The sequence below is a fragment of the Christiangramia fulva genome (assembly GCF_003024155.1).
Classification (GTDB): domain Bacteria; phylum Bacteroidota; class Bacteroidia; order Flavobacteriales; family Flavobacteriaceae; genus Christiangramia; species Christiangramia fulva.
The window spans coordinates 1,578,321-1,600,691 of sequence record NZ_CP028136.1; the positions used below are offsets into that span (position 1 = coordinate 1,578,321).

23 protein-coding genes are annotated in these 22,371 nt (G+C 38.0%); 10 read left to right on the forward strand and 13 right to left on the reverse strand.

Translation table 11 applies throughout. The annotated features are described in order from the left end of the window. Window positions 1-15: 15 nt before the first annotated feature. The 4 genes from C7S20_RS07275 to C7S20_RS19530 all read left to right on the forward strand — a co-directional run bounded on the left by C7S20_RS07275 (window position 16) and on the right by C7S20_RS19530 (window position 2,777). Entirely contained in the window at window positions 16-600 is a 585-nt protein-coding gene (locus C7S20_RS07275) for a thioredoxin family protein (RefSeq protein ID WP_107011863.1), read from the forward strand. Further along, window positions 597-1,157, forward strand: a complete 561-nt coding sequence (locus tag C7S20_RS07280) for a peroxidase-related enzyme (protein ID WP_107011864.1) — start codon at window positions 597-599, stop codon at window positions 1,155-1,157. Before C7S20_RS07275 ends, C7S20_RS07280 begins: the two co-directional genes overlap by 4 nt. A 10-nt stretch (window positions 1,158-1,167) precedes the next feature. Beyond that, window positions 1,168-2,541: an FAD-containing oxidoreductase gene (locus C7S20_RS07285; RefSeq protein ID WP_107011865.1), complete on the forward strand. Its 1,374-nt coding sequence runs from the start codon at window positions 1,168-1,170 to the stop codon at window positions 2,539-2,541. Window positions 2,542-2,627: 86 nt separating this feature from the next. After that, on the forward strand, window positions 2,628-2,777 hold the full coding sequence (locus tag C7S20_RS19530) for a hypothetical protein (RefSeq protein ID WP_159039893.1): 150 nt from the start codon (window positions 2,628-2,630) through the stop codon (window positions 2,775-2,777). A gap of 217 nt (window positions 2,778-2,994) precedes the next feature. On the opposite strand, the gene C7S20_RS07290 is transcribed toward C7S20_RS19530, so the two are convergent. From C7S20_RS07290 to C7S20_RS07335, 10 genes are all read right to left on the reverse strand, one after another. After that, entirely contained in the window at window positions 2,995-4,455 is a 1,461-nt protein-coding gene (locus C7S20_RS07290) for a hypothetical protein (RefSeq protein ID WP_107011866.1), read from the reverse strand. 331 nt (window positions 4,456-4,786) lie between these two features. Then, window positions 4,787-5,716: a DUF3179 domain-containing protein gene (locus tag C7S20_RS07295; RefSeq protein ID WP_107011867.1), complete on the reverse strand. Its 930-nt coding sequence runs from the start codon at window positions 5,714-5,716 to the stop codon at window positions 4,787-4,789. Continuing rightward, a complete protein-coding gene (locus C7S20_RS07300) occupies window positions 5,713-6,630 on the reverse strand; it encodes a patatin-like phospholipase family protein (protein WP_107011868.1) in 918 nt (305 codons plus the stop codon). The genes C7S20_RS07295 and C7S20_RS07300 overlap by 4 nt, the downstream gene beginning before the upstream one ends. 138 nt (window positions 6,631-6,768) lie before the next feature. Further along, window positions 6,769-7,344, reverse strand: coding sequence for a carboxymuconolactone decarboxylase family protein (locus tag C7S20_RS07305; RefSeq protein ID WP_107011869.1), 576 nt, complete (start codon window positions 7,342-7,344; stop codon window positions 6,769-6,771). A 64-nt stretch (window positions 7,345-7,408) separates the two neighbouring features. Next, on the reverse strand, window positions 7,409-8,077 hold the full coding sequence (locus C7S20_RS07310) for a cytochrome c biogenesis CcdA family protein (RefSeq protein WP_107011870.1): 669 nt from the start codon (window positions 8,075-8,077) through the stop codon (window positions 7,409-7,411). Further along, complete coding sequence (locus tag C7S20_RS07315; protein ID WP_107011871.1) at window positions 8,078-8,653, reverse strand: peroxiredoxin family protein; 576 nt, start codon at window positions 8,651-8,653, stop codon at window positions 8,078-8,080. Window positions 8,654-8,717: 64 nt separating this feature from the next. Continuing rightward, a complete protein-coding gene (locus tag C7S20_RS07320) occupies window positions 8,718-9,314 on the reverse strand; it encodes a TetR/AcrR family transcriptional regulator (protein ID WP_107011872.1) in 597 nt (198 codons plus the stop codon). 200 nt (window positions 9,315-9,514) lie between these two features. Then, window positions 9,515-10,093: a YceI family protein gene (locus C7S20_RS07325; protein WP_107011873.1), complete on the reverse strand. Its 579-nt coding sequence runs from the start codon at window positions 10,091-10,093 to the stop codon at window positions 9,515-9,517. Between the two features lie 47 nt (window positions 10,094-10,140). After that, window positions 10,141-10,827, reverse strand: coding sequence for a Crp/Fnr family transcriptional regulator (locus tag C7S20_RS07330; protein WP_107011874.1), 687 nt, complete (start codon window positions 10,825-10,827; stop codon window positions 10,141-10,143). Window positions 10,828-10,917: 90 nt separating this feature from the next. Continuing rightward, window positions 10,918-11,490, reverse strand: a complete 573-nt coding sequence (locus C7S20_RS07335) for a redoxin domain-containing protein (protein WP_193510799.1) — start codon at window positions 11,488-11,490, stop codon at window positions 10,918-10,920. Window positions 11,491-11,735: 245 nt separating this feature from the next. Between C7S20_RS07335 and C7S20_RS07340 the strand changes: the two genes are divergently transcribed. Both C7S20_RS07340 and C7S20_RS07345 read left to right on the forward strand, forming a co-directional pair. Then, on the forward strand, window positions 11,736-12,212 hold the full coding sequence (locus C7S20_RS07340) for a hypothetical protein (RefSeq protein WP_107011875.1): 477 nt from the start codon (window positions 11,736-11,738) through the stop codon (window positions 12,210-12,212). A 25-nt stretch (window positions 12,213-12,237) separates the two neighbouring features. Then, entirely contained in the window at window positions 12,238-12,624 is a 387-nt protein-coding gene (locus C7S20_RS07345) for a DoxX family protein (RefSeq protein WP_107011876.1), read from the forward strand. 3 nt (window positions 12,625-12,627) lie between these two features. Here C7S20_RS07345 and C7S20_RS07350 read toward each other — a convergent pair whose 3' ends face one another. Continuing rightward, window positions 12,628-13,305, reverse strand: a complete 678-nt coding sequence (locus C7S20_RS07350) for a TIGR04283 family arsenosugar biosynthesis glycosyltransferase (protein ID WP_107011877.1) — start codon at window positions 13,303-13,305, stop codon at window positions 12,628-12,630. Further along, complete coding sequence (locus tag C7S20_RS07355) at window positions 13,305-14,738, reverse strand: dihydrolipoyl dehydrogenase family protein (protein ID WP_107011878.1); 1,434 nt, start codon at window positions 14,736-14,738, stop codon at window positions 13,305-13,307. Before C7S20_RS07355 ends, C7S20_RS07350 begins: the two co-directional genes overlap by 1 nt. 360 nt (window positions 14,739-15,098) lie before the next feature. Here C7S20_RS07355 and C7S20_RS07360 point away from each other — a divergent pair, with 360 nt between their 5' ends. The 4 genes from C7S20_RS07360 (at window position 15,099) to C7S20_RS07375 (ending at window position 19,626) form a co-directional block, all read left to right on the forward strand. Then, window positions 15,099-17,489 carry a TonB-dependent receptor gene (locus C7S20_RS07360; RefSeq protein ID WP_159039894.1) on the forward strand — a complete coding sequence of 797 codons (2,391 nt, stop codon included), beginning with the start codon at window positions 15,099-15,101 and terminating at the stop codon, window positions 17,487-17,489. A 171-nt stretch (window positions 17,490-17,660) separates the two neighbouring features. Beyond that, entirely contained in the window at window positions 17,661-18,704 is a 1,044-nt protein-coding gene (locus C7S20_RS07365; RefSeq protein ID WP_107011880.1) for a response regulator, read from the forward strand. 102 nt (window positions 18,705-18,806) lie between these two features. Further along, window positions 18,807-19,058 (forward strand): hypothetical protein, encoded by a 252-nt coding sequence (locus C7S20_RS07370; RefSeq protein WP_107011881.1) that lies wholly within the window; start codon window positions 18,807-18,809, stop codon window positions 19,056-19,058. Window positions 19,059-19,155: 97 nt separating this feature from the next. Beyond that, complete coding sequence (locus tag C7S20_RS07375; protein ID WP_107011882.1) at window positions 19,156-19,626, forward strand: Hsp20/alpha crystallin family protein; 471 nt, start codon at window positions 19,156-19,158, stop codon at window positions 19,624-19,626. Window positions 19,627-19,875: 249 nt separating this feature from the next. Here the strand turns inward: C7S20_RS07375 and ppsA are convergent, their stop codons facing one another. Continuing rightward, complete coding sequence (gene ppsA, locus C7S20_RS07380) at window positions 19,876-22,275, reverse strand: phosphoenolpyruvate synthase (RefSeq protein WP_107011883.1); 2,400 nt, start codon at window positions 22,273-22,275, stop codon at window positions 19,876-19,878. Window positions 22,276-22,371: the final 96 nt, after the last annotated feature.

Sequence of the window (22,371 nt, forward strand, 5' to 3'; positions counted from 1 at the left end):
AATAAGTTTTAAAATATGGAAATAAATAACCCCATTTTTACCTACAAAGAATTTTTTGAATGGATGCAAAGTCTTGCAAAAGCCGGAAAGACATCTGGAGATGATCAAACCCAGGTTCTTGCCGATTTTACGGCATTGAACTGCCGTAGAATGTCCAGGTTAAATAAAACCTTGATCTTAAACGACGAATTAAAAAAAGCTCTCGATACTATCTCTGAGGTACAGGAATGGATTGTAATTACTGAAGCCTGGTGCGGCGATAGCGCGCAAAATTTGCCCTTGATCGCAAAAATGGCCGATTTTTCAGATACTATTGAATTAAAGATTATCCTACGAAATAAAAATCCGGAGTTAATGGAGAAGTATTTAACCAATGGAAGTAAATCCATCCCCAAACTTATTGTATTCAATAAAAGTGGAAAGGAATTGTTTGCCTGGGGACCTCGTCCTGTTCCTGCACAAGCGCTATTGGAAGAATGGAAAAGGGAACCGGCCGGGCGCAATTGGGAGGCTTTTGAAACCGAGCTGCATACCTGGTACGCACGAGATAAGGCCAGGACCATTCAACAAGAATTTATTGAAATTTTTAAAAATTTATGAGTAGAATAAAAGTGATTCAACCCGATGAGGCCGAAGGGCGCCTTAAAGAGATCTATTTGCAACTTAAAAAACAACGTGGCCAATTAGCGGGGGTGCATAAAATCCAGAGTTTACGTCCAGAAAGTATCGTTAAACATATGGATTTATATATGGAAATCATGTATTCTAAATCTGAACTTTCCCGGGCTCAGAGAGAGATGATGGCCGTTGTGGTCTCTAAAACCAATAATTGCAGTTATTGTGTGGCCCATCATGCAAGTGCGCTGAATAAATACTGGAAGGATGATAAACAGATAAAAGATCTTCAGGAAAACTTCTTAAAATTAGATCTGGTCTCAAAAGATCGGGCTTTATGCGTTTTTGCTGAAACACTCACAAAAAATCGGGATATTGTAAACTATGGCAGCCTGACTGATGGATTACGGGATGTAGGTTTTAGCGATGAAGCTATTCTTGATGCTGCACTGGTAGTCTCTTACTTCAATTTTGTTAACCGCATGGTTCTAAGTTTAGGCGTGGAACTGGAGGGGGATCACGGAGAAAATTATAACTATTAAAAAAAATGCTATGAAATTCGATGCAATAATTATTGGAACAGGACAGGCAGGGCCTTCCCTGGCAGCAAGTATGGCCAAACACGGGTGGAAAGTTGCAATTGTTGAAAAGGGGAATTTGGGCGGTACCTGTGTCAATGTGGGCTGTACGCCAACCAAAGCTTATGTTGCAAGTGCAAGACGGGCCTTTATAGCTAAGAGTAGTGATAAACTGGGTATTGAGGTTCAGGGGAATATCCGCGTAAACCTAAAAACCATTAAAAATCGGAAAGATAAAATCATTGAAGATTCCCGCAATGGTTTGGGTAAAATGCTGGAGGACAATGAAAATATTCACCTTATTCGGGGGAAAGCTGTTTTTATAGATAACAATACCATATCTGTAGAAGGAAAGACCTACACAGCAAATAAGATTTATATCAATGTTGGAGGTAAACCGCGAATACCCGATGGTTTTAAAGATGTTGAATACTTAACCAATGAGAGCATCCTTGAATTAGAAGAAATTCCGGAACATCTTATAATTGTTGGTGGCGGTTACATAGGACTGGAGTTTGGACAAATGTTCCGCAGATTTGGGAGTAAAGTGACCATACTGGACAGAGGAAATCAGTTATTGAAAAAGGAAGATCCCGAATTTGGAAAAGCCATTCAGGAGATTTTTGAAAATGAAGGAATTGAGGTTCGATTAAATTCTGAATGTATAACTGGGGCAAATAAAGATGGAAAAGTGGAGGTTTCGGTAAATTGTGAGGAATCAGAAATAAAAATCCGGGGTTCACATTTGCTATTGGCTTCGGGTCGTGTTCCTAATACCGCCGATTTAGGACTCGAGAATACAGAAGTAAAATTAAATGAAAGAGGATACATTCTGGTAAATGATAGATTACAGACCAGTGCGGGTAATATTTGGGCACTGGGTGATTGTAACGGGGAAGGGGCTTTTACCCATACCGCCTACAATGATTTTCAAATAGTCAATTCCCAGTTATTTGAAGAGAAAAAGAGAAAACTTTCTGATAGGTTTACCTGCTATGCCGCCTTTATAGATCCACCCCTTGCCCGCGTTGGTATGAACGCTTCTGATATCGAACGAGCCGGCATAAAAGCCCTGGTAGCCTCAAGGCCAATGAAAAAGATCGCCAGGGCTAAAGAAATGGGCGAAACCCAGGGAATGTTGAAAATTTATGTGGAAGAGGAAACCAAAAAGATCCTTGGAGCGACTTTTCTGGGTACAGGTGCCGATGAGTATATTCATACCGTGATAGATCAAATGTATGCCGGTCAGGAATTTACCGTAATACGGGATGCAGTACATATACACCCCACAGTAAGTGAATTGATCCCTACGATGCTGGAGAATCCCAAACCCATTCAAGCGGGATGAATAAAACTCTTTAGTATTAATTCTTTCTTCAGAAAAACTTCGTTTTAGGTTTTTGCGACTAATTAATTTCTTTAAATTCAGTATTTATGAGAACTTTAATCAGGAATTTTTATCAAATGCTTATTGGAAAATGTGATGATTTTGCGCAAAGTTGTACCCAGGATGAAATTGTTATTACCCTGGTATTGATGGTTGTATTTATTGGGAGTGGTATTCTCGCAATTTATTTTATTTGATGCATAATTGAATTCCAAACCGATTTAATTGCGATTATAAACCTTATCGCTTCTCCTTTTGTGGAACTCCCTTCTGACTATAAAATACTGGCCCTTCCCTGCTATACGATCTTGAGGAAGGATTGAATAACAGAGAATGGCCAGTTCCTATCCTTCAATAATCCTAAATAAGGAGAACCAAAGTAAGATTGCATTCAATTTCAGAATAAAATAGCTCTTATCTTTTCAATTCTACACTTTCAAACATTAGGTGAAGAAAACCATATTTTGTACCCGGTACAGGATCCATATTACCTTGCATATCCTGCGGAGGAAGAATAATATGCGTTTCTATCATGTCTGGACTTAGGTCAGACAGATCTTGGTCTAAGGAGGTCAATAAATTGAGGTTTTCGTCTCGTACTCGTCCCGTCACCATAATATGGATCATTCTGTTTCTGGCCAGCACATTGCCATTTCCATCTTTGAGATCGGCCGTTCCCCACAAAGTAATGTAGGACGTGAGTTTCGGCATTAAATCCGTTCCGATTCCAGTGTTACCATGCATTATTTTATATTGGCCAACTCCTCCAAAAAAAGTATGGTCGCCACTACCTTCAGCCTTATGAATGACATTTATATTTTCAATGGTAAAGGTTTCACCATTCTGTCTCTGGTAAAGTAAATCAAATTGTAAAACTGCATCTTTTGAATCTTCAGAATCTCCTTTGGTGATGTCGCGAACATGCAGATTATAATAGCCGGCACCAATAGCAAAATTATTTGAAAATGGAGTTGGAGAGATTTCAGGATTAATCGCAGATGGACCTGGAAGTATTTCATAAGCCAACCTGTGATCTCTTTGCCCTTCATTTAGTTTTACTCCTTCAAACATCATATGTAAAAAACCGTGATCTGTGCCTGGTATTGGAGAAAAATTCCCCTGCATATCTTGAGGCGGCAAAATGACATGTGTTTGTACATTTCTAAAATTGTAGTCTGATTCGTCCTCTTCAACAGCAGTGGTCAGGTTTAAATCCTTATCGCGTACGTTGGTGGTGGTCATAATATGAATCATTCTATCAGGTGCCACAACCTCTCCAGTTGCCGCATTTTTTAGATCGGTTTTCCCCCAGAGTGTGATATAGGATAACAATTTTGGCATAAAAGGAGTACCTATTCCCGTGTTCCCGTGCATCACCTTGTTTTGACCAACGCCCCCAAAGAAAGTATGGTCTCCGGTACCAAGTGGTTTGTGAATTACCCTGATCTCATCTATTAAGAAAGTTGTACCATCATTTCCTGTAAATTCAATGTTAACAGATTTTACGGCATCTTTGGAATCTTCTGAATCTTCTGGAGTCATATTGGAGACCTCATAAAAATAGGAACCAGAAGTCATATTTATATTATTTGAAAAAGGGGTAGGAGACATGGCAGGGTTTATTGCTGCCGGTCCCGGTAAGACTTCGTAAACCAGGCCTGCCTCTGAACTCTGACTCCTGTTGAAACTCACCAGTTCGGGATAACTTGCAGAAGAAGCATTTTCAGGAAAAATCCTGGATTTTTGTGTTTGGTTAAAGGTCGATACCTCTGTTTGCTGAAGGTTTTCTTCTTTAATTGTTTCCAGATCGTTTTTTGAACAACCATACAATAACAGAGATGTAATAAAGACAATGGTTAAATTTGAAAACTTCATGGAATAAAATTTTATTGATTAATACTAAATTGTTTTTTATCTATTCCGGGGGAGTGGGTGGAAAAATAGATCTTGACTCCTCAATGAATTGCTTTTCAATTAGGAGAAGACTCCTATTTAAATTTAAAAATTATATAGCTGGAAATTTGTCAGTAAACTGACATTATGGGTTTTTTTAACAAACCTGATTTTCAATTTGCTGTGTAAGAAGTCTACTCAAACGGCAGGGAAAATTTAAAAAGGTTTTCGGATTTTTAAAATGACCTGGATCTTCGGGCTTTAATTCCCGGGAGCGCCATGAAAAAGATGAAAAAATCCCGCTTTTTATAAATTAGTGACCTTCATATTGGTACACCTCGGTATTCGGGTTAAAAGCATACCATGCAAACCAGAAATTGGTAATTGCGGGAAGTAGTTCGCCATTTTCATTGATGACTTCAGCACTTCCTGCTTTGGGATGATACCTGATTTCTAATTTTTGTCCGGCAAAGGAGTCTTTGAGGACCTTTCCTTTCAATTTTTTCAATTCAGAAAAGGGATAAGCTTTAGTTTTTCCGTTTAGCTTAAGACCTATCACCATTTCTTTGGGCGGAAATAATTCATTTTTCTCGTTTACGGGGAAATATAAACGAGACGAATTCTCATAATCGGGATATGGGTTCCGGGAATAATCCCGATTGAAACCGGTATCTTCAGATAAGACTAAAGTATTCGGATATTTTTCTTTCCAATTTTCCCAGGTTGTATTAGCCGTATTTAGAATTTTCAGTTTTTCTCCTTTTAATTTACCTGAAATAGCTTCGTTTTTTAACTGAGACCATAAGGATTCGGTTTGTCTGTCATAAAGTAAAACATCGCTGTTATATAATAATCCGGAAACCCCAAAACTTAATTTTTCACCATTGACTTCAGCTTTAAATGCGATGCCGCTTCCGCAAAGAGGGCAATAGGTTATTACCACCGGCTTTTCCCCAAAATGATCATTAACGATTTCGTGATAATTTAAAATGCTGATAGGGTAGGCTTTGGCTATACCATTTTCATAAACTCCTAAAATACGTGCATTTTCGCCTAAACTTACCTGTGAAGCTTGGAGAAATTTAGGATGATCTATGGCCGGAATTCCATCTTTTGGAGGTCCGCCATCTTTTATTTCTGTTACAGGAATACTTGAGTTAGAAAGATCGAAACCTTTTTTTTGTTGCGCACTGGTTGATTGGATAGTCGCGAGTGCAAAAAGAAGTATTATAATCGATTTCATAATGAAATTGATTTAGGTTCTATGCAATGGCATTGAGGATTGTTACTCCTGGCAAAATTATATCCTTTTTCCCACCACATTTTCATGGTTTCAGGGTTAAAAATGAGAGAATTTTTGGTAAGAAGTTCCGGCGGATGGTAAAAGTTTAAGTTCACCCGTGAATGCTTACTTTGTAAATTTCCTATGGTAATATCATCAACAATAATTTGATTGATCATAAAATCAAAAGTTCGCGTAGTTAGTTCCAAAGCATTTCTAACAGGTTTCTTTTTTGTAATTGGTTGTTCTGTTTTTAAAACAATAACATCAATTTCACAGGCTCCACGATTTATGGCTTCACCAATAGGAACGATATTACCCATTCCCCCATCTGCAAATTCGCAACCATCTTTGGTAAGAAGGCTCATAAAAGGAACCATATTTGCCGAAGCCCAGATCCAGTCGCAAAAGTCATGGTAATCATAATCTTTTAGCCGCTTATATTCTACCCGGTTATAGCTCAGGTTGGCCACGGTAACAATTACTTCGGAAGAGTTCTGCTTAATTTTTAAATAATCTTCCTCAGTGACGATCTTGCATATCAATTTTCTCAGGTTCTTGCTTTCGCCAAAGGATTTTGCACCCTTTAGGAACATTTTTAAAATATTAAAATGATTGATACGCAGCACAACTTCTCCATTCTTTTTTGAGATAATAAAAGGATTGCTGCTAAAGATATCCTGTTGAGAAACAGAGGTGTAAATTGCTTTTAACCTGTCAATTTCTCCAATGGCCAGGAGTGGGATAAGAAGGCTTCCTGTTGAAGTTCCCACAAAAATGTCGTAAGATATTTGACAGTCTTTAATAAGAAATTCCGCAATACCCCCGGCAAATGCGCCTTTACTGCCGCCACCAGAAATAACCAGGGCTCTCATAATAATTTATGTAAGTTGATTTCCAGGAAAATTAAGTATTAAGTTTGAAGAAACACCTTTAAGCAGGCAAAAGTTTACTTTCAAATTAAGTAATAAAATGAGGAAAAGCCGGAAAATTGACTTTTCCTCATTTATATTTTAAGCTTTTTCCAATTTACTTCCCGCGAAAGCCTCGTCAACTTTGGTATGGAAAATATGATTGGAATAGTTACTTATGGTTTTAACAGCCTGGGCAAGAATGATAGCCAGGATCTGTTTTTCAGAATAACCGGCGTCCAGGAATTTTTTGGCTTCTTCCGGAGTAGGATTACCTCTGCTCTCATTCATCACCTTTGTGAATTCATGCAGGGCGCGCAGTTTATCATCTTCAATTTTATGGCCCTGCCTGATAGCTTCAATCACTTCTTTAGGAGTTTTTGAAACATTCTCAGCTAAATAACTATGGGCAGCGGTACAGTAACCGCAGGAGTTGGCAATACTGATGGTTAATAATACCACTTCCTGCTCGGCAGGTGTAAATCCGCTGTCTTTTCTAAACTGATGGTAACCGGTATCGTAAGTATTTTGTAAGGCCGGTAAATTCACCATATTCTTATACATATTAGGGATCATCCCATTAGCTTTTTTAGCTTTTTCCAGGATCTCCTTTTGTTGCTCATTAGCATCTTCCAGTTCAACCGGTTTTAAACCGATTTTGTAAGTTTGGTTTGACATAATTTAAAATTTAATATTAAACATTCATTTAAAGGCACTTTCCTGATCATAGCCTATATATACATTAGAACAGTGCCATTTGATAATTGATCACATATACTCCTGCTATGAAAATTAGTATAGCGGTAATCTTTTCCATATACGGGAGTATTCTTCCAAGGTTTTTCAACAAAAAATCCTTTGCAAAAATTGCCAGGATGATGGTGAGGCTCATCATTCCACTAATGCCGGCAAAATAGGCCAGGATATACGAAATCCCTTCTAAAACTGATTCTGCTGCCAGTGCCTGTGTAGCCACAATTAGAAATAGTGGGAAAAGACATCCTAATGCACCAATAGCGTATCCAATTCCGAAAATAAAGGCCTCACCGGCTTCAGTTTTTGAATTTGAATTGTGGATATTAAAAGAAAAAGACACGCTTTTTCCCAGAAGCATAAGTACCCCCAGTATGATTAAGATCACACCCATGCCAATGGTAATCCATTTCATATAATCCTTTAAGACCTGGCTCGCCAAAACTATCATGATTCCGGCTGCACTATAGATAAGGAGAATTCCCAAAATACTCAGCGAAGCCAGTTTAAAGCCACGGCCTAATCGCGCGGAAGTTTTTTCGGCACTTTCTGGATTTCGTGATATAAAAGCCAGAATATAGGCGGGTAATAAGGCAACCGCACATGGGGCCAAAAAAGCAAGTACTCCCTGAAGAAATGAGAATCCTATAAAATCCATTTAATTTATTAGTTGTTCGAAAAGGTCCCTGTATTGGTCGGCCGTGAGTACAGTTTTATCTTTCTGAAATTCTACATAACCATCTTCATTAACGCCTACGGTAGTTGCCTGGCTACCTACACCAAAATCTATCATGACCTGGGGTGTGCCTTTTACCAAAGGGAAATGGAGATTTTTTTCCTCGGCCAGCCTGGTCATTACTTCTTCATTATCGGTAGGATCTATGCTGATGGCTACAAAATTTACTTTGTCTTTATATTCGGGGTAGACTTCTTCTATCGCCGGCCAGTTTTTGGCGCACATCGGGCACCAGGAAGCGGTAAAGTAAATCATGATTGGTTTATTTTCAGCCATTGATTTTTCCAGGCTTATTTTCTGATTACCTATAGTGGTAACTTCAAATTCAGGGGCTTTTTTCAAATTCCTATTATTTTCTTTTGCTACCTGCTGAACTTCATCTTTCTGCGTTGATGTTTTATCTTTTTCTTCTGAAGATTGGGAGTTTCCAAAATTACAGGCTGAAAAAAGGAATAAAGCCATTATAGAAAGTGTACTAATTTTGCTGATTTTGAACATAATTTTTTGGTTTTAAAATCTGATTAAGAAGATGTTTATTTTTCATTACAATGAATCATTTGCTCTATAGTTGATCTAAATATTTTTCCAGGGCGCCACGATAGGCATTCCAGCTAATATCATTAGTGTACAACTTTCTAATACCACGCATTCCTTCAAAAGAACTCACCAGGTAAATGGCGGTCTCATGAGGATTTGTTTCCGGTTTTATGGAACCGTCTTTATGGCCCCTTTCAATAATTTCTACCACTGCGTTCACCCAGGTATCAATAAGCTCTTTTAAAGCCTGGTTAAGTAAATTTTTTGAACCACCAATTTCATTGACCAGATTGTTCACCGGGCAGCCCATTAATTTTTCATCACTTGTAAAAGCCTCGAACTTATTTAAAAAGGTTTTTTTTAGAATTGCTTTGGCTTCACCCTCGGCGTAGAGTGGGGTAACCATGGCTTCGTAAATTCTGGTGTTTAATTCCGCTTTCACCACTAATACCCCAAGTTCATCTTTGTTTTTGAAATTGTGATAGAAGGCGCCTTTAGAAAGACCGGTGGCCTTCATGATATCATTGACACTGGTCGCTTTAAAACCGTTTTTATAAAACTTCTTAAAAGCCGTTTCGCATATCAATTTACGAGTGGCTTCCGTTTTTAATTCCTGTTCCATATGACAAAACTATTTAAAAACATTCCACCTGGAATGTTTTTTAGCATTGTTTAACATAAATTGCCTGAAACTATTGGTCTGGCGCCTTATCAGAATGAAAACTTATTTTGAAAAGTATGCGGAGGTCAGTGGTATTTCCGAAGAAAAAGAAAATATAGGCATCTATCGAAATTTGTGAGAAGATTTACAGAAAGCAAAAATTACCGTCGTAGATAAGTGATCTTGAATTGAACCTGTACCTGATCATCTGCCTCCAGCAGGCCAAAAAAAGCCGAGGGCGGTTCAATATTAAAACTTGTCATTTTTAAAGACTTATCTCCGCTGAGGTGTAGCATATCTTTTTCCTTCTTTAAGTCGAAATTAATATGCTCTATTTGTTCATTTCCGGCAATGCTTAATTTCCCAAGTATATTCACCTGATAGCTGTTGGTTCCTGTTTTAGAAATTTTCTCTACGCTATACATAACAAACTTTATGTTTGGGTATTGATCGGTTTGCAGGGCTTCATAAGCATCAGAATTCAATCCGCTTTTATCACTTTTCAGGTTTTCTGCCGGTAATTCAAGTTTTAGTTCTTTGATACCGGTTAAAACTCCGTCTTCAAAAACCGGAACAAATTTCCCCGACATTTTGCTAGCTTTCATGGTCCAGGGATGGAGGGTGGAATTACCTTCTACTTTTATAATTGATCCTTCATCTTGGATTTGATAAACCTGGGAAAATGCCTGGAACTGGATAACAAATAGAAGGGTGCTGATTATGAGATAACGATAAAACATTATAACAAATTTATTTTCGACAGCTGTCTTTTTCTAAGCATAAAGAATTAGGTAAGTTGCAATAGCCTTTCAAGGTCTTTAACATGAATTTCTTTCCTGTCATAATCTATGATTCCCTCTTTCTTTAAGGAGCTGAAAACACTTGAGACTTCCTGCCTGTTGGTAGAAGTCAGCTGGGCAATTTTGTCGTGAGTAAGGTTATTATTAATGATAAGTTCCTTACCGAATCTTTCGGCCATGGGAAGGGCCGATTCTTTGAGAAATTCTAAGATACGCTCCCTGTTGCTTTTCAAAGAAACATCTTCAAGCCGTTTTTGTAATTTCTCCAGCCGGCTTTCTATTAACCGGGCAAATTTTAAATTCAGCTCAGGAACCATTAGCAGAAGTTTTTTCATATTACTACTGCTCATTACACAAAAAGTAGCTTCCTCTTCAGCAATGGCCGCATCTTTTCTGAAATTTGATGGATTTAGGAAAGATTCCCCGAAAATTTCCCCAGGTTCCAGAATGCTGATTAAAAATTCCTTTCCCTCAGGGCTAAAATGGGAGATCTTTATTTTTCCCTTTTTAAGAAAATATACGCTGTTTGCAGGACTTGACTGGAAGTATACCGTTTCATCTTTGCCAATGGTTTTCATTACCGTGTTCTTACAAATAAAGCTTCTTTGCTTATCGGTTAATTCTGAAAAAAAATTAAAATTTTCCAGGTACCAGATTTTAGAATGCTCCTTCATTTTGTTGAATTTTTATTGGGAGGTTGTTAGGTTATTTAAAGTTAATTGAAGAAAACTTTCATTTTCTTAAAGGAATGGTAAAAATTAGCTTCAGCTTTTTTCTCCATAAGGATAAAAATACTGTTTTTCATTTTGTTTCCATTTCTCTTTTATAAAGGGGGTTGAAAGATCCCAATCTGGCCTGATTTTCCTGGAGATAGCCCGAAAATCCTGTCTTAATTCTTCCGGCGTGGGCCTGCCCCAGTACCAGTAGCCATTATAGATTTTGTAAATCTTTAGACCCGGCTCCAATAGAATGGTATGCGGAATCATAGGGTCGTGTTTGGGATCGGTATATTCCTTGATCTCAAGATCTTTTTGAAGAATCCTTTCTTCATCGCTTAAGAAAGGCCAGTGTGCTCCAAGCCGCGTACGCCATTCCAAAGACTGTAATTGAGAATCGGTACTGATGGTGACAAGTTTACAATAACCAACTTTAATTTCTTCCTCCATTTTTACCAGCCATTGATGCTGAAGATCTTCTTTTGGGCAATAACCACCTCGTGAAAGCATAATTGCCATTGGATCTTTGCCCTGAAGTTTACTGAGCTTTTGCATTTTCCCCTGATGATCCGGGAGTTCATAATCTGGGAAATCAGCGCCTTCTCTTATCGTATTTTTCATTTTCAATTGTCTTTACCTTAATTTAAGCATAATTCCACGCATTGACTAATCGAAGATCAATAAAATAATACCCGAGATGTATGAAAAGCAAATTAAAAGTTAAAAGCAGAAAAGAATGAGCATTAATCCCTAAAAGCAATGTTAAAAATAAACGCACTTTTCTTTCAAAAGGACGTAATGTCATAATTATGACAATTGAATAAGGCTCCTTTTTGTAATTTCAGGTAGATCAAAAAGATATTATCATGAAATCAAATTTTTGGAAAGCAGCAATATGGTCCGGAATCATTGGTGCCGTAGTGATGATCATGTTAGAAATGATTATGAATCCCATTTTTTTAAATAAAAGTGGCTGGTTGCCGCCAACGATGATGGGAGCTATCTGGTATGGAAAGGAAATTCTTGCCGGCAAACCTCATTTTGATTTTGGTCTTTTTATGTCTGCGATGGCGATACATTTCCCACTTTCGGTACTTTACGGTATCATAGCGGCATTTATCGTCAAAAATAGAACCCAATCTATCGCGATAGTTATAGGAATTGTTCTCGGACTCCTTTTATACTTTATTAATTTTTATGGATTTACCGCTATTTTTCCATGGTTCGCGAAGGCCAGGAACTGGGTTCAAATAGTAATTCATATAATTTTTGGAGTAGTAGTAGCCTGGTCTTTTATCGGAATTTTTAATAAACCTGCTACTGCCATTAAAAATGATCAGTAATTAAATTTCGAAGAAAATCTGAGTTATGATTTTTCCTGAACTGAATGATTACAGCAGCTGGCCACTCCTCCTGTTGCGAATTATTGTCGGAATTGTTTTTATAACAAGCGGATGGAGTCATTTTACGCAACCTGAGAAGCGAAGCGAAAGTATTGGAATGAGCAAATCCCTCACTTTTATTCTTGGACTTATTGAAGTAATTGCTTCTGTTGGCCTCATCCTGGGAATTTATGTTCAAATAGCTGCCCTGCTTTTAATAGGGGTTATGATAGGAGCTATTTCAAAGAAGATCTTTGTCTGGGATACAGGTTTTTACGCCGAAAAAGGTTTTGGCTGGCATTATGACTCTATTTTATTGGCCGCTAACCTGGTCTTTCTTTTTACCGGAGGCGGAAATCTTGTAATTATTTAATTTTCAGCAGTGGTCGCTATAGAATCTTTTTAATTTAGCCGGAGGCACTTTTATATTGTATAAAGCAACGAGCAGAACATCAATTATCAGCTGTTTAACCGTACCATTTTTTTCAAATCTGCGGCCGGAAGTTATCACATATTTACTCAATTTTTTGAATTTCCCTTTTTTCCGAAGTCGTTTTTGGATTTCGATATCTTCCATCAAAGGAATTTCCCGGAAACCTCCAATTTCTTCAAAAACTTCTTTCTTGATAAATATGCCATGATCTCCATAAGTGAAAAATTCAAGGCTAAATCGGCTACACCAGGTATAAAGTTTTAAAAAAGGATGTGGAGTATCCAGTTTTAACCTGAAACTTCCGCCAATATGCCCTTTTTTCTGAAGCCGTTTTTTTATAAGCAAGTAAGCGTCTGCAGGCAATAAAGTATCGGCATGGAGAAAAAGTAACACCGATCCCTGAGCTTTTTTTGCGCCATAGTTCATTTGTAGGGACCTTCCTTTGGGAGATCTGAAAAATTTCACATTATCATAGCTTCGTGCCACCGTTTCGGTTTGATCCCGGCTTCCGCCATCGATTACAATAATTTCGAAATCTCCTTCCAGACCCAGGCAGTTTTCAATCGTATTTGGCAAAAATGGAGCTTCGTTAAGACAAGGAATAATGATGCTTACTTTCATTAGTTTAACCTGTACAATATTTTAATGATCCCTTTCATCCACGGTTTTAATTGATCAATCATATATTCCCTGATTAAGATCTTATGAATGTTAGCCGCCGTGGGATATGGATAAATTTTGTTCATAAAAGCATTTAATTTAATACCCGCGGAATTGGCAAGAATAAGTTCCTGTATAATTTCCCCGGCATTAGGAGCGAGCATACAGCCTCCAAGAACCCTGGCGTTCGTAAAATAAAATGATTTCTTCTCTACGTAAATAATCAATTTCCCGAATTCGTAATCATCAATAACCGCCCTGTCATTACTACTGAAATTGCTTTCTAAGCGGGTATATTTTATTTTTTTCTTCTGAAGTTGATCTTCATTCAGCCCAAAATGCGCAACCTCAGGATCGGTAAAAGTTACCCAGGAAAAATGTTTGAATTTGAGTTTCTTGGGAAAAGGAGAAATGAAATTGTTGATGAGAAGCATATTGTGCATTTCGGCGGCATGTGAAAATTTGAGATTATCTGCGGCGTCGCCGCTAACGAATATCCGTTTATTAGTGGTTTGTAATTTTTCATTGAGGATAATTTTCCCATCTTTTGTCTCAATTCCTGCATTTTCTAGTTTTAAAGAACTGAAATCAAGATTGCGCCCTAAACCCATAAAAATTGCATCAATAGGAATTCTATTTTCCTTTCCGGATTTTTGAACTACGACAGCCTCATTATTTATTACCCTGTTCACTTCTGAATTGAGATAAAATTCCATTCCCTCTTTTTCTAGAAGTGACTGAAGAAGTCTCGAAATAGAGGGATCTTCTTTTTTCAAGATCCTTTTTCCTCGTTCTACAAGGCTCACCCTGGAACCGAACCTCGAGAAAACCTGGCCTAGTTCCAGGCTTACAGGACCGCCGCCAAGGAAAAGAAAATTTTCAGGAATAAAATCGATATCAAAAATGGATTCATTGGTAAAAACGGGAATGTTTTCTGCTCCCTCAATGCTGATGGTGGTGGGGTAAGAGCCGGTCGCAATTATTATATTCCGGGCCTGAAAAATATTTCCATTGACCTGAATGGAATTTTTGGAATGAAAAGAAGCCTCGCCCAACTCCACATCTATACCTTCTCCCTGTAGATATTCCAAATTTTCATGGGCTTTAATGGCTTTCTGTTTTTCCTGAACATAATCTTTGATCTTTGCTATACTAACTTCTCCCGAAAGTTCTAAGCCTAATTTTCGCGCATTTCTTGCGCTTTGAATTTGCTTCGCTAAATGAATAAGAGCTTTACTGGGAACGCAGCCCGTATTCAGGCATTCTCCCCCAAGTTTTTCTGCGTTGCGATCTATAAGTAGAACATTCAATCCGAGTTTATTTATTCCCAGGGCAGCGCCAAGACCACCTGAACCGGCTCCAAGAACTATCAGGTCATATTTGTCTTTATTCATTTTGATCTTATTTTATCGCTAATTTCTCTATAATTAATTTTCTCTTATAGATCATTAAAGAAATATAGTAAAACAATGCTTGTTAATAAAGCGGAAGATGTTTGAAGTTCTATAGGAAAAGGTATAGTAAAATTTTAAAAAGTTCTATGGCCTGCCTCTGGTAACTTTGGATTTCAAAAAGCAAGATATCATAGCCTTTAAAAAACTCCTCCCTATCCTTATCTTTTTGTTAAACCTTTTTATCTTTTGATTAATCTTAAGCTGATATTAATCTTTTACTTTTATGCCGCCAAACCCGGAAAAAGTATGTTAAAGCAATTACCCTACTCTCAAAAATGCCTTTCAATTCTCCTGTTTTTCATGTTTTCAATTTATAATCATTCTTTTGCTCAGGAGAGCTACTTTACGCTTAAAGGAAAAATTATTAATAAGAATGGAAAAGGAATTGCAGATGCAAATGTGTTGCTTAACCCGGGACAAAAAGGTACAACTACTGACGGGGACGGGAATTTTGAAATTCAGCGAATACCTGCCGGAACCTATACCTTAAAGATTTCTCATGTTTCGTATGCAAGCTTCGCCGAGAAGTTTTCTCATAAAAAAGCAGGTATTGTAAACAGGGTAATTACCTTAAAAGATACAACTGAAACCCTTCAGGATATTAATATTTCGGCACGAAATTCTGAAAGATCGGTTTCTTTTCTACCTCAGGTAAAAGGAACGAATATCTATGCCGGTAAAAAAAATGAGGTGATATACCTTCAGAATGAGAATATAGATCTCGCTGAGAATAACCCTCGTCAGATATTTGCAAAAATTCCCGGTGTATCGGTCTGGGAAATGGATGGTACCGGCAATCAGGTAAGTATCGCTACTCGCGGTTTAAATCCACATCGCTCCTGGGAAATGAATGTTCGGCAAAATGGAAATGTGATCAATTCCGATCTCTTTGGATATCCTGAAAGCCATTATAATCCACCATCTGAAGCGGTACAAAAAATTGAATTGATCCGCGGCTCGGGGGCCTTGCAATACGGTCCGCAATTTGGCGGCATGTTAAATTATGTTTTAAAAGAGGCAGATACTACAAAAAAAATTGGTTTCGAAACCCAGCAATCTGCTGGATCCTTTGGACTTTTCAGCTCTTTTAATGCCATAGGGGGAAAGGAGAAAAAACTTACTTACTATGGTTATTACAATTTCAGACGTTCAGAAGGATGGAGGGAAAACAGCGATTATAATTTTACAGCCTGGCATGCAGGCTTAAGTTATGCTTTTAACAAAAGGGTAAACCTTAGCGCTTCACTTTCGCATATGGAATATGTGAATCATTTTGCGGCAGGACTTACTGATGCGATGTTTCGGGAGAACCCAAGACAATCAAATCGTCCTAGAAATTATTTTAACCCAACTATTTATGTGCCGGCTATTCACCTGGAAATCCAGGCGGCGAAAAATACGCTCATCACAGCTTCGACCTCTGCAATATTCGGCCAGAGAAACAGTGTTCAGTTTATCACTCTTCCCACTTTTAATGACACCATAAATACTGCCACCAATCAGTATAATCCGCGGCAGGTAGATCGGGATTATTATCATAGCTATTCTGCGGAAGTAAGATTAAGACAGGATTACAGGCTATTCGGGAATCAAAACCATTTGCTGACTGGTGTGCGCTATGGAAACAGCAAAACCTTTCGCAGGCAGAAAGGCGAAGGAACTACTGGAACCGATTTTGATCTGTCTTTAACCTCCGACTATAAAGTTGATCTAACCTTCAAAACCCTTAATTATGCATTCTTTGCGGAAAATGTTTTTAATTTCACCAGTAGGTTTTCGGTAACACCGGGTTTTCGTTTTGACTATATTAGTACCGATTTGACCGGAGAAATCACGGCTTTCGATACTCCATCAGTTCCATTTGCACTTCAAAGGCAGTTTCCGCTTTTTGGAATAGGAGCCCAGTACGATTTAACACCTCACATAAACGCATATGCCAATTTTACCCAGGCTTACAGGCCGGTTCTGCATTCCGATATTTTACCAGCTTCTCCTTTAGACCGAACAGATCCCGATTTGAAAGATGCCAGGGGAAATAATTCGGAAATTGGTTTAAGGGGCAGCCTAAAAAACATTCTTCAATGGGATGTGAACTATTTTCAACTTCGTTACAATGATCGTATCGGAACCTTAATAAAAGATGAAAATGGAGAAACCTACTTTTACAAAACCAATATCGGCGATATGTTAAACCAGGGTATGGAAGCTTATATAGAATTCCATCCTTTTGCACTCATGGGAACTGCTTCACGACCAGATATTAGTGTTTTTACATCTACCGCATATAATTCGGCTCGCTACACCAGTGGAAGTGTAAGCTCCAATGGAGAAAATGTCAATATCAGCGGAAATAGGATAGAAAATGTTCCACACTGGATTTCCAGAAATGGGATTAACTATTCTTATAAAAATATATCTGCAGGTTTGCAGGGCAGCTTTGTCTCAAAAGCATATTCCGATGCTTTAAACACAGCCTCTTCAATTAACGGCGTAAATGGTATTATTCCGTCTTATTTTCTCCTGGATTTCAATTTTTCGTATGAGTTCAACCGAAAATATAATGTGAAATTCTCTCTCAATAATCTTACAGATGAGAAATATTTCACACGTAGAGCGACAGGCTACCCGGGCCCGGGAATTTTACCTTCAGATGGAACATCATTTTTAATATCTTTTGGAGCGAAAATTTAGGTAGATCCTGTGACGTAATAATTTAACCCCTTCTTCCCCATTATTAAGAAGAAGGTAATTTAAAAGAAAGTCCTTATTTTTTCAATCCAAATATCTTACTTAAAATGCAACTAAAGAACTTTAAATTTGAGTAACTTTAGGTAGCGATTTTTTTATGTATTTCTAAATGCCATGGCTAAGATCTTATTGATTGAAGATGATATATGCCTTCAGCAAAATATCCAGGAAATTCTGGAATTTGCAGGTCATAAAGTACGTGCCGCGGCTGATGGTGAAAAGGGGCTTCGCCTGGCTTTTGAAGATCCTCCAGAACTCGTCTTGTGTGATATTATTTTGCCTTCGACTGATGGTTATCAAATACTTAAAAAGCTTTCTGCGAATTCTCAAACCAAACGAATTCCTTTTATATTTCTTACAGCCAAATCTGGTATAGACGATATTCGTAAAGGGATGAACCTGGGAGCAGACGATTATATCGTAAAACCCTTTGAAGAAAAGCAACTCCTGGAAACCATCAAAACCCGTTTGAAGAAATTCAGGATTCTAAAGGGTCCCGACCGCACCTACGATTTCGAAGGCAGAATAAAAATCGAAAGTGTAGAAGCTTTTAGAAATTATTTTCTTGAAAATGGCGAAAAATTGAAGTTGGGCAAGAATAAGCTTCTTTTTAATGAAAATCAACCTGCGAATTATGTTTTTCTGCTTAGGAGTGGGATCATCAAAACCAGGAGCACCGATGAATACGGTAAGGAGATCATTACCAATATTTATCATAAGAATAATTTTTTAGGATTTTATTCCTTTAACCGGAACATACATTATCCGGAACAGGCGAAAGTTATTGAACCGGCAAAATTACTCAGGCTACCTGTAAGCCAGGTACAGGCAATTTTTAAGGACAATCCACAGCTTACTATGGAATGGGCTGAATATATCTCCCGGGATATGATTGAACTCAAGGAGCACCTTTTGCAAACAGCTTATGCTTCTGTTCATAAGAAAACAGTGAATACTATTCTTGAACTTTCAGAAAAATTTGACCTCGATAAAAATGAATTTTCAAGGATATCAAGAGGTGATCTGGCCCATGTCGCCGGAATTTCGAAGGAAAGTTTTATCAGGTCGCTTTCCGTGCTGAAACAGGATGGGCTGATAAAAATTAACGGGAAGAACATTGAAATAATAGATATGGAAGGCTTAAAAAGAATAAAATAAGCAGTCCGCCATTTTCTTTTCGCAACTTCTTTAGAACTGATAAATATCATAGAGATCATCTAAATTCTGTGGTAAATTAATAGAAATTAAAATCCTTTAGTTATGAAGTCTTCGGTTATTCTTGACAAATTAAGTGGTGTTATTTCTGAACTTTCTTTGAACTATCCTGAAATCTTCAGAAATCTTGAGGAAGACAATTTCCTGCCGGGTTTTGTAGTTACCAATCCAGTTAGTGAAAAAGACCTGAATTCTTACCTGGAATCCTTAAAAAACATACTTGAAAATTATCAAAAAAACCACCAGGATAAACTGGTTAACTATACCGGAAAAATTCCTTCGGAGCTCAGAAAATAATTACTAAAAATTATGGAGCATTGATATATATCATTGATAAGGATAAGGTTGCAGTTTACTTTTAAACAACATTTTTTATTAACCTTATTCTAAAATTATGTCACTAGTAAAATCACCTTCAAAACGTCCTTCAAATGGTGGAGGACTTTTATCCCATGATCCTTTTTTCAATTTCTGGGATACCAACCGCAGGTTAATGAACTTTGACCGACTCTTCAATGGTTTAAGTTCTGAAATTGATTTACCACCTTTAAATATTAAAGACAAGGGAAATCATTATGAGATCGAAATGGCCGCACCCGGATTGACAAAAGACCATTTTGAAATTGAATTTAACAACGATCTTCTAACTATTTCTGCGAATAAAGAAGAAAATAGAGAAGAAAAAGAGGAAGATTATATCACCCGGGAATATAATTACCAAACTTTTTCAAGGTCAATTTCCATTCCTGATAATGTTGATGATAGCAAAGAGATCAAAGCACATTATGAAAACGGAGTTTTGAAAATTGATCTGATGAAAAAGAATTCTTCAGTAAGTAAATCTAAAAAAGTGAAAGTTTCTTAAAATTGGGTTTGCGGGGAAGATTTTCTCACCTTGTCACTACTAAGTACAGCCGGTTTTTGCCGGCTGTACTTTTTTTGAAGGAATAAATTTTTAAGAGAACTTCAGGTTTCCAGAGGTATTCATTCCTTCACTAAAGTTTTGGTCACCTCCATAACCAAAACAATTCTAGCTTCTTAAATTTTTTACTAAGGGAGAACCCGTAGAAAAGCTTCCTTTTGAAAATAGACCTTTTCAGGCAGTCTCAAATAATCAGGATTTGACAAACATTTTCATTCTTTCTTTTTCCTCTTCCCCCTTCAAAAGATTTTTAATTCCGCTTAGCAAAACATCGGGATTAAATGAAATACTATTGATGCCGCATTGTACGAGAAAATTGGCAAAATCGGGTGAGTCGCTCGGAGCCTGGCCGCAAAGTCCAATTTTTTTTCGGGCATTTGTGGCGGTTTTAATAACGCTCGCGATCATTTCAAGAACTGCCGGGTCGCTTTCGCTAAATTCTCCTGCCAGCATTTCTGAATCGCGGTCGACTCCTAAAATTAACTGAGTAAGATCATTAGATCCGATAGAAAATCCGTCGAAAAGTTTCACGAATTCTGAAGCCCTGATCACGTTAGACGGAATTTCGACCATCATATATACCTCCAGGCCATTATGGTGTCTTGCCAGCCCGTTTTCATGAAGCAATTCTAAAACGCGTTTTCCTTCTTTTACAGTTCTGCAGAAAGGCACCATAATTTTCACATTATCAAGGCCCATTACATCTCGAAGTTTCTTGATGGCCTCGCATTCCAGTTTGAAACCTTCGCGGTAAAGCGGATGGTAATATCGAGCTGCACCCCTTAATCCCAGCATAGGGTTTTCTTCTTTGGGTTCAAATTCGCTCCCCCCTATCAAATTCGCATATTCGTTGCTCTTGAAATCACTCAGGCGTAGGATCACCTCTTTTGGATAAAAAGCACCGGCAATTAAGGCGAGGCCTTCAGCCAGTTTGTCAACGAAGAATTCTTTTTTATCGGTATAATTCCTGGTGATTTCCTCAATTTCAGCCGTGGTTTTTTTATCCTGGATCTTATTAAAATTCACCAGCGCCATAGGATGGATCCTGACCATATGGGTTATAATGAACTCCATGCGCAATAAACCAACTCCGTTATTAGGATAAAGGGAAAGGCTAAAAGCTCGCTCAGGATCAGAAAGGATGAATTTTACCTCAGTAGAAGGTAGTTTAAGTTTGCCAAAATCAATGTTTTTTTCCGAAAATTCAATGGCTCCTTTATAAACGTGGCCAATACTGCCTTCCGCACACGAAACGCTAACAAGGTCACCGTCTTTGATCTTTTTGGTTGCCTCATGAGTTCCCGTAATTGCAGGAACTCCCAGCTCACGTGCGACAATGGCAGCGTGACTGGTACGGCCGCCCCGGTTGGTGATGATAGCAGCTGTTTTTTTAAGTACAGGGTCCCAGTCCGGGCTTGTATTTTCGGTTACCAGAATCTCTCCTGGTTTAATTTTTTCAATTTCTGAAGGCGACTTCAGAATTCTTGCCTTTCCAATGGCGATTTGCCTGCCCACTGCATTTCCTGAAACAATCTCTTCGGTTTTTTTCTGAATATGATATTCAGTAAATGTCCTGTCTTTTTTTGCTGAATGTACGGTTTCGGGCCGGGCCTGGATGATATATATTTTTCCAGAAATGCCATCTATGGCCCACTCAATATCCATGGGCTTTTTGTAATGTTTTTCAATTTTCAAACACCACCTGCCCAGTTCCAGCAGTTGCTCATCGGTGAGTACAAACTCATTTCTTTTTTGTGGTTCGGTATCTACGGCTACAATTCCTGTTTCTTTTTGGTCTTTGGTAAACACCATCTTAAAATTCTTATCGCCCAGCTTTTTTTGAAGAATAGCATATTTTCCTTTTTCCAGGCCAGGTTTTAATAGGATGAATTCATCGGGATCTATATTCCCCTGCACGATAGATTCTCCCAAACCCCAAACCCCTGAAATATGAATAACATTGCGATGTCCCGATTCAGGTTCCAGGGTAAAAGCGATTCCGGAACAGGCCATATCAGCTCTTATCATTTGCTGAATTCCTACCGAAATAAAAACCTGGTTATGGTCAAAACCCTTGTCTTCCCTGTATTTTATGGCCCTGTTGGTATAAAGCGACGCGAAACAATTTTTTACGGCCTGTAAAAGGGAATCGATACCTGTAATATTGAGATATGACTCGTGCTGTCCAGCAAAACTCGCATCGGGAAGGTCTTCTGCGGTAGCACTGCTTCTAACGGCAACCGGTATATCCTTATTTTTGCCCAGCTCTTTATAAAACCGGGAAATCTGATCGATAAGGGCGGCAGAAAATTCACCAGCTTTTATAAGATTTCTAATCTTCATTCCCACTTCCGGCAGATTTTTATAATTGATCCTGTCCAGACTTTTTAAAATATCCTGTATGGGTTGAATCAAATTATTTTCTTCCAGGTATTTTTTAAATGCCGTGGCAGTGACAACAAATCCTTCGGGTATATTTACGCCCTCAGGCGCAAGTGCCCTGTGCATTTCGCCCAGCGATGCATTTTTACCGCCAACAGTAGGTAAATCGCTCATCCCAATTTCACTGTATTTTCTAATAAGAGTTTCCATAATTCAAAAAGATAAATCCTGATTAAACTTACGATTTTGGAAGGCCTAAAAGAATGATATTCATCAACCGGGAAACCCGATTTCTTTTGATTTTGT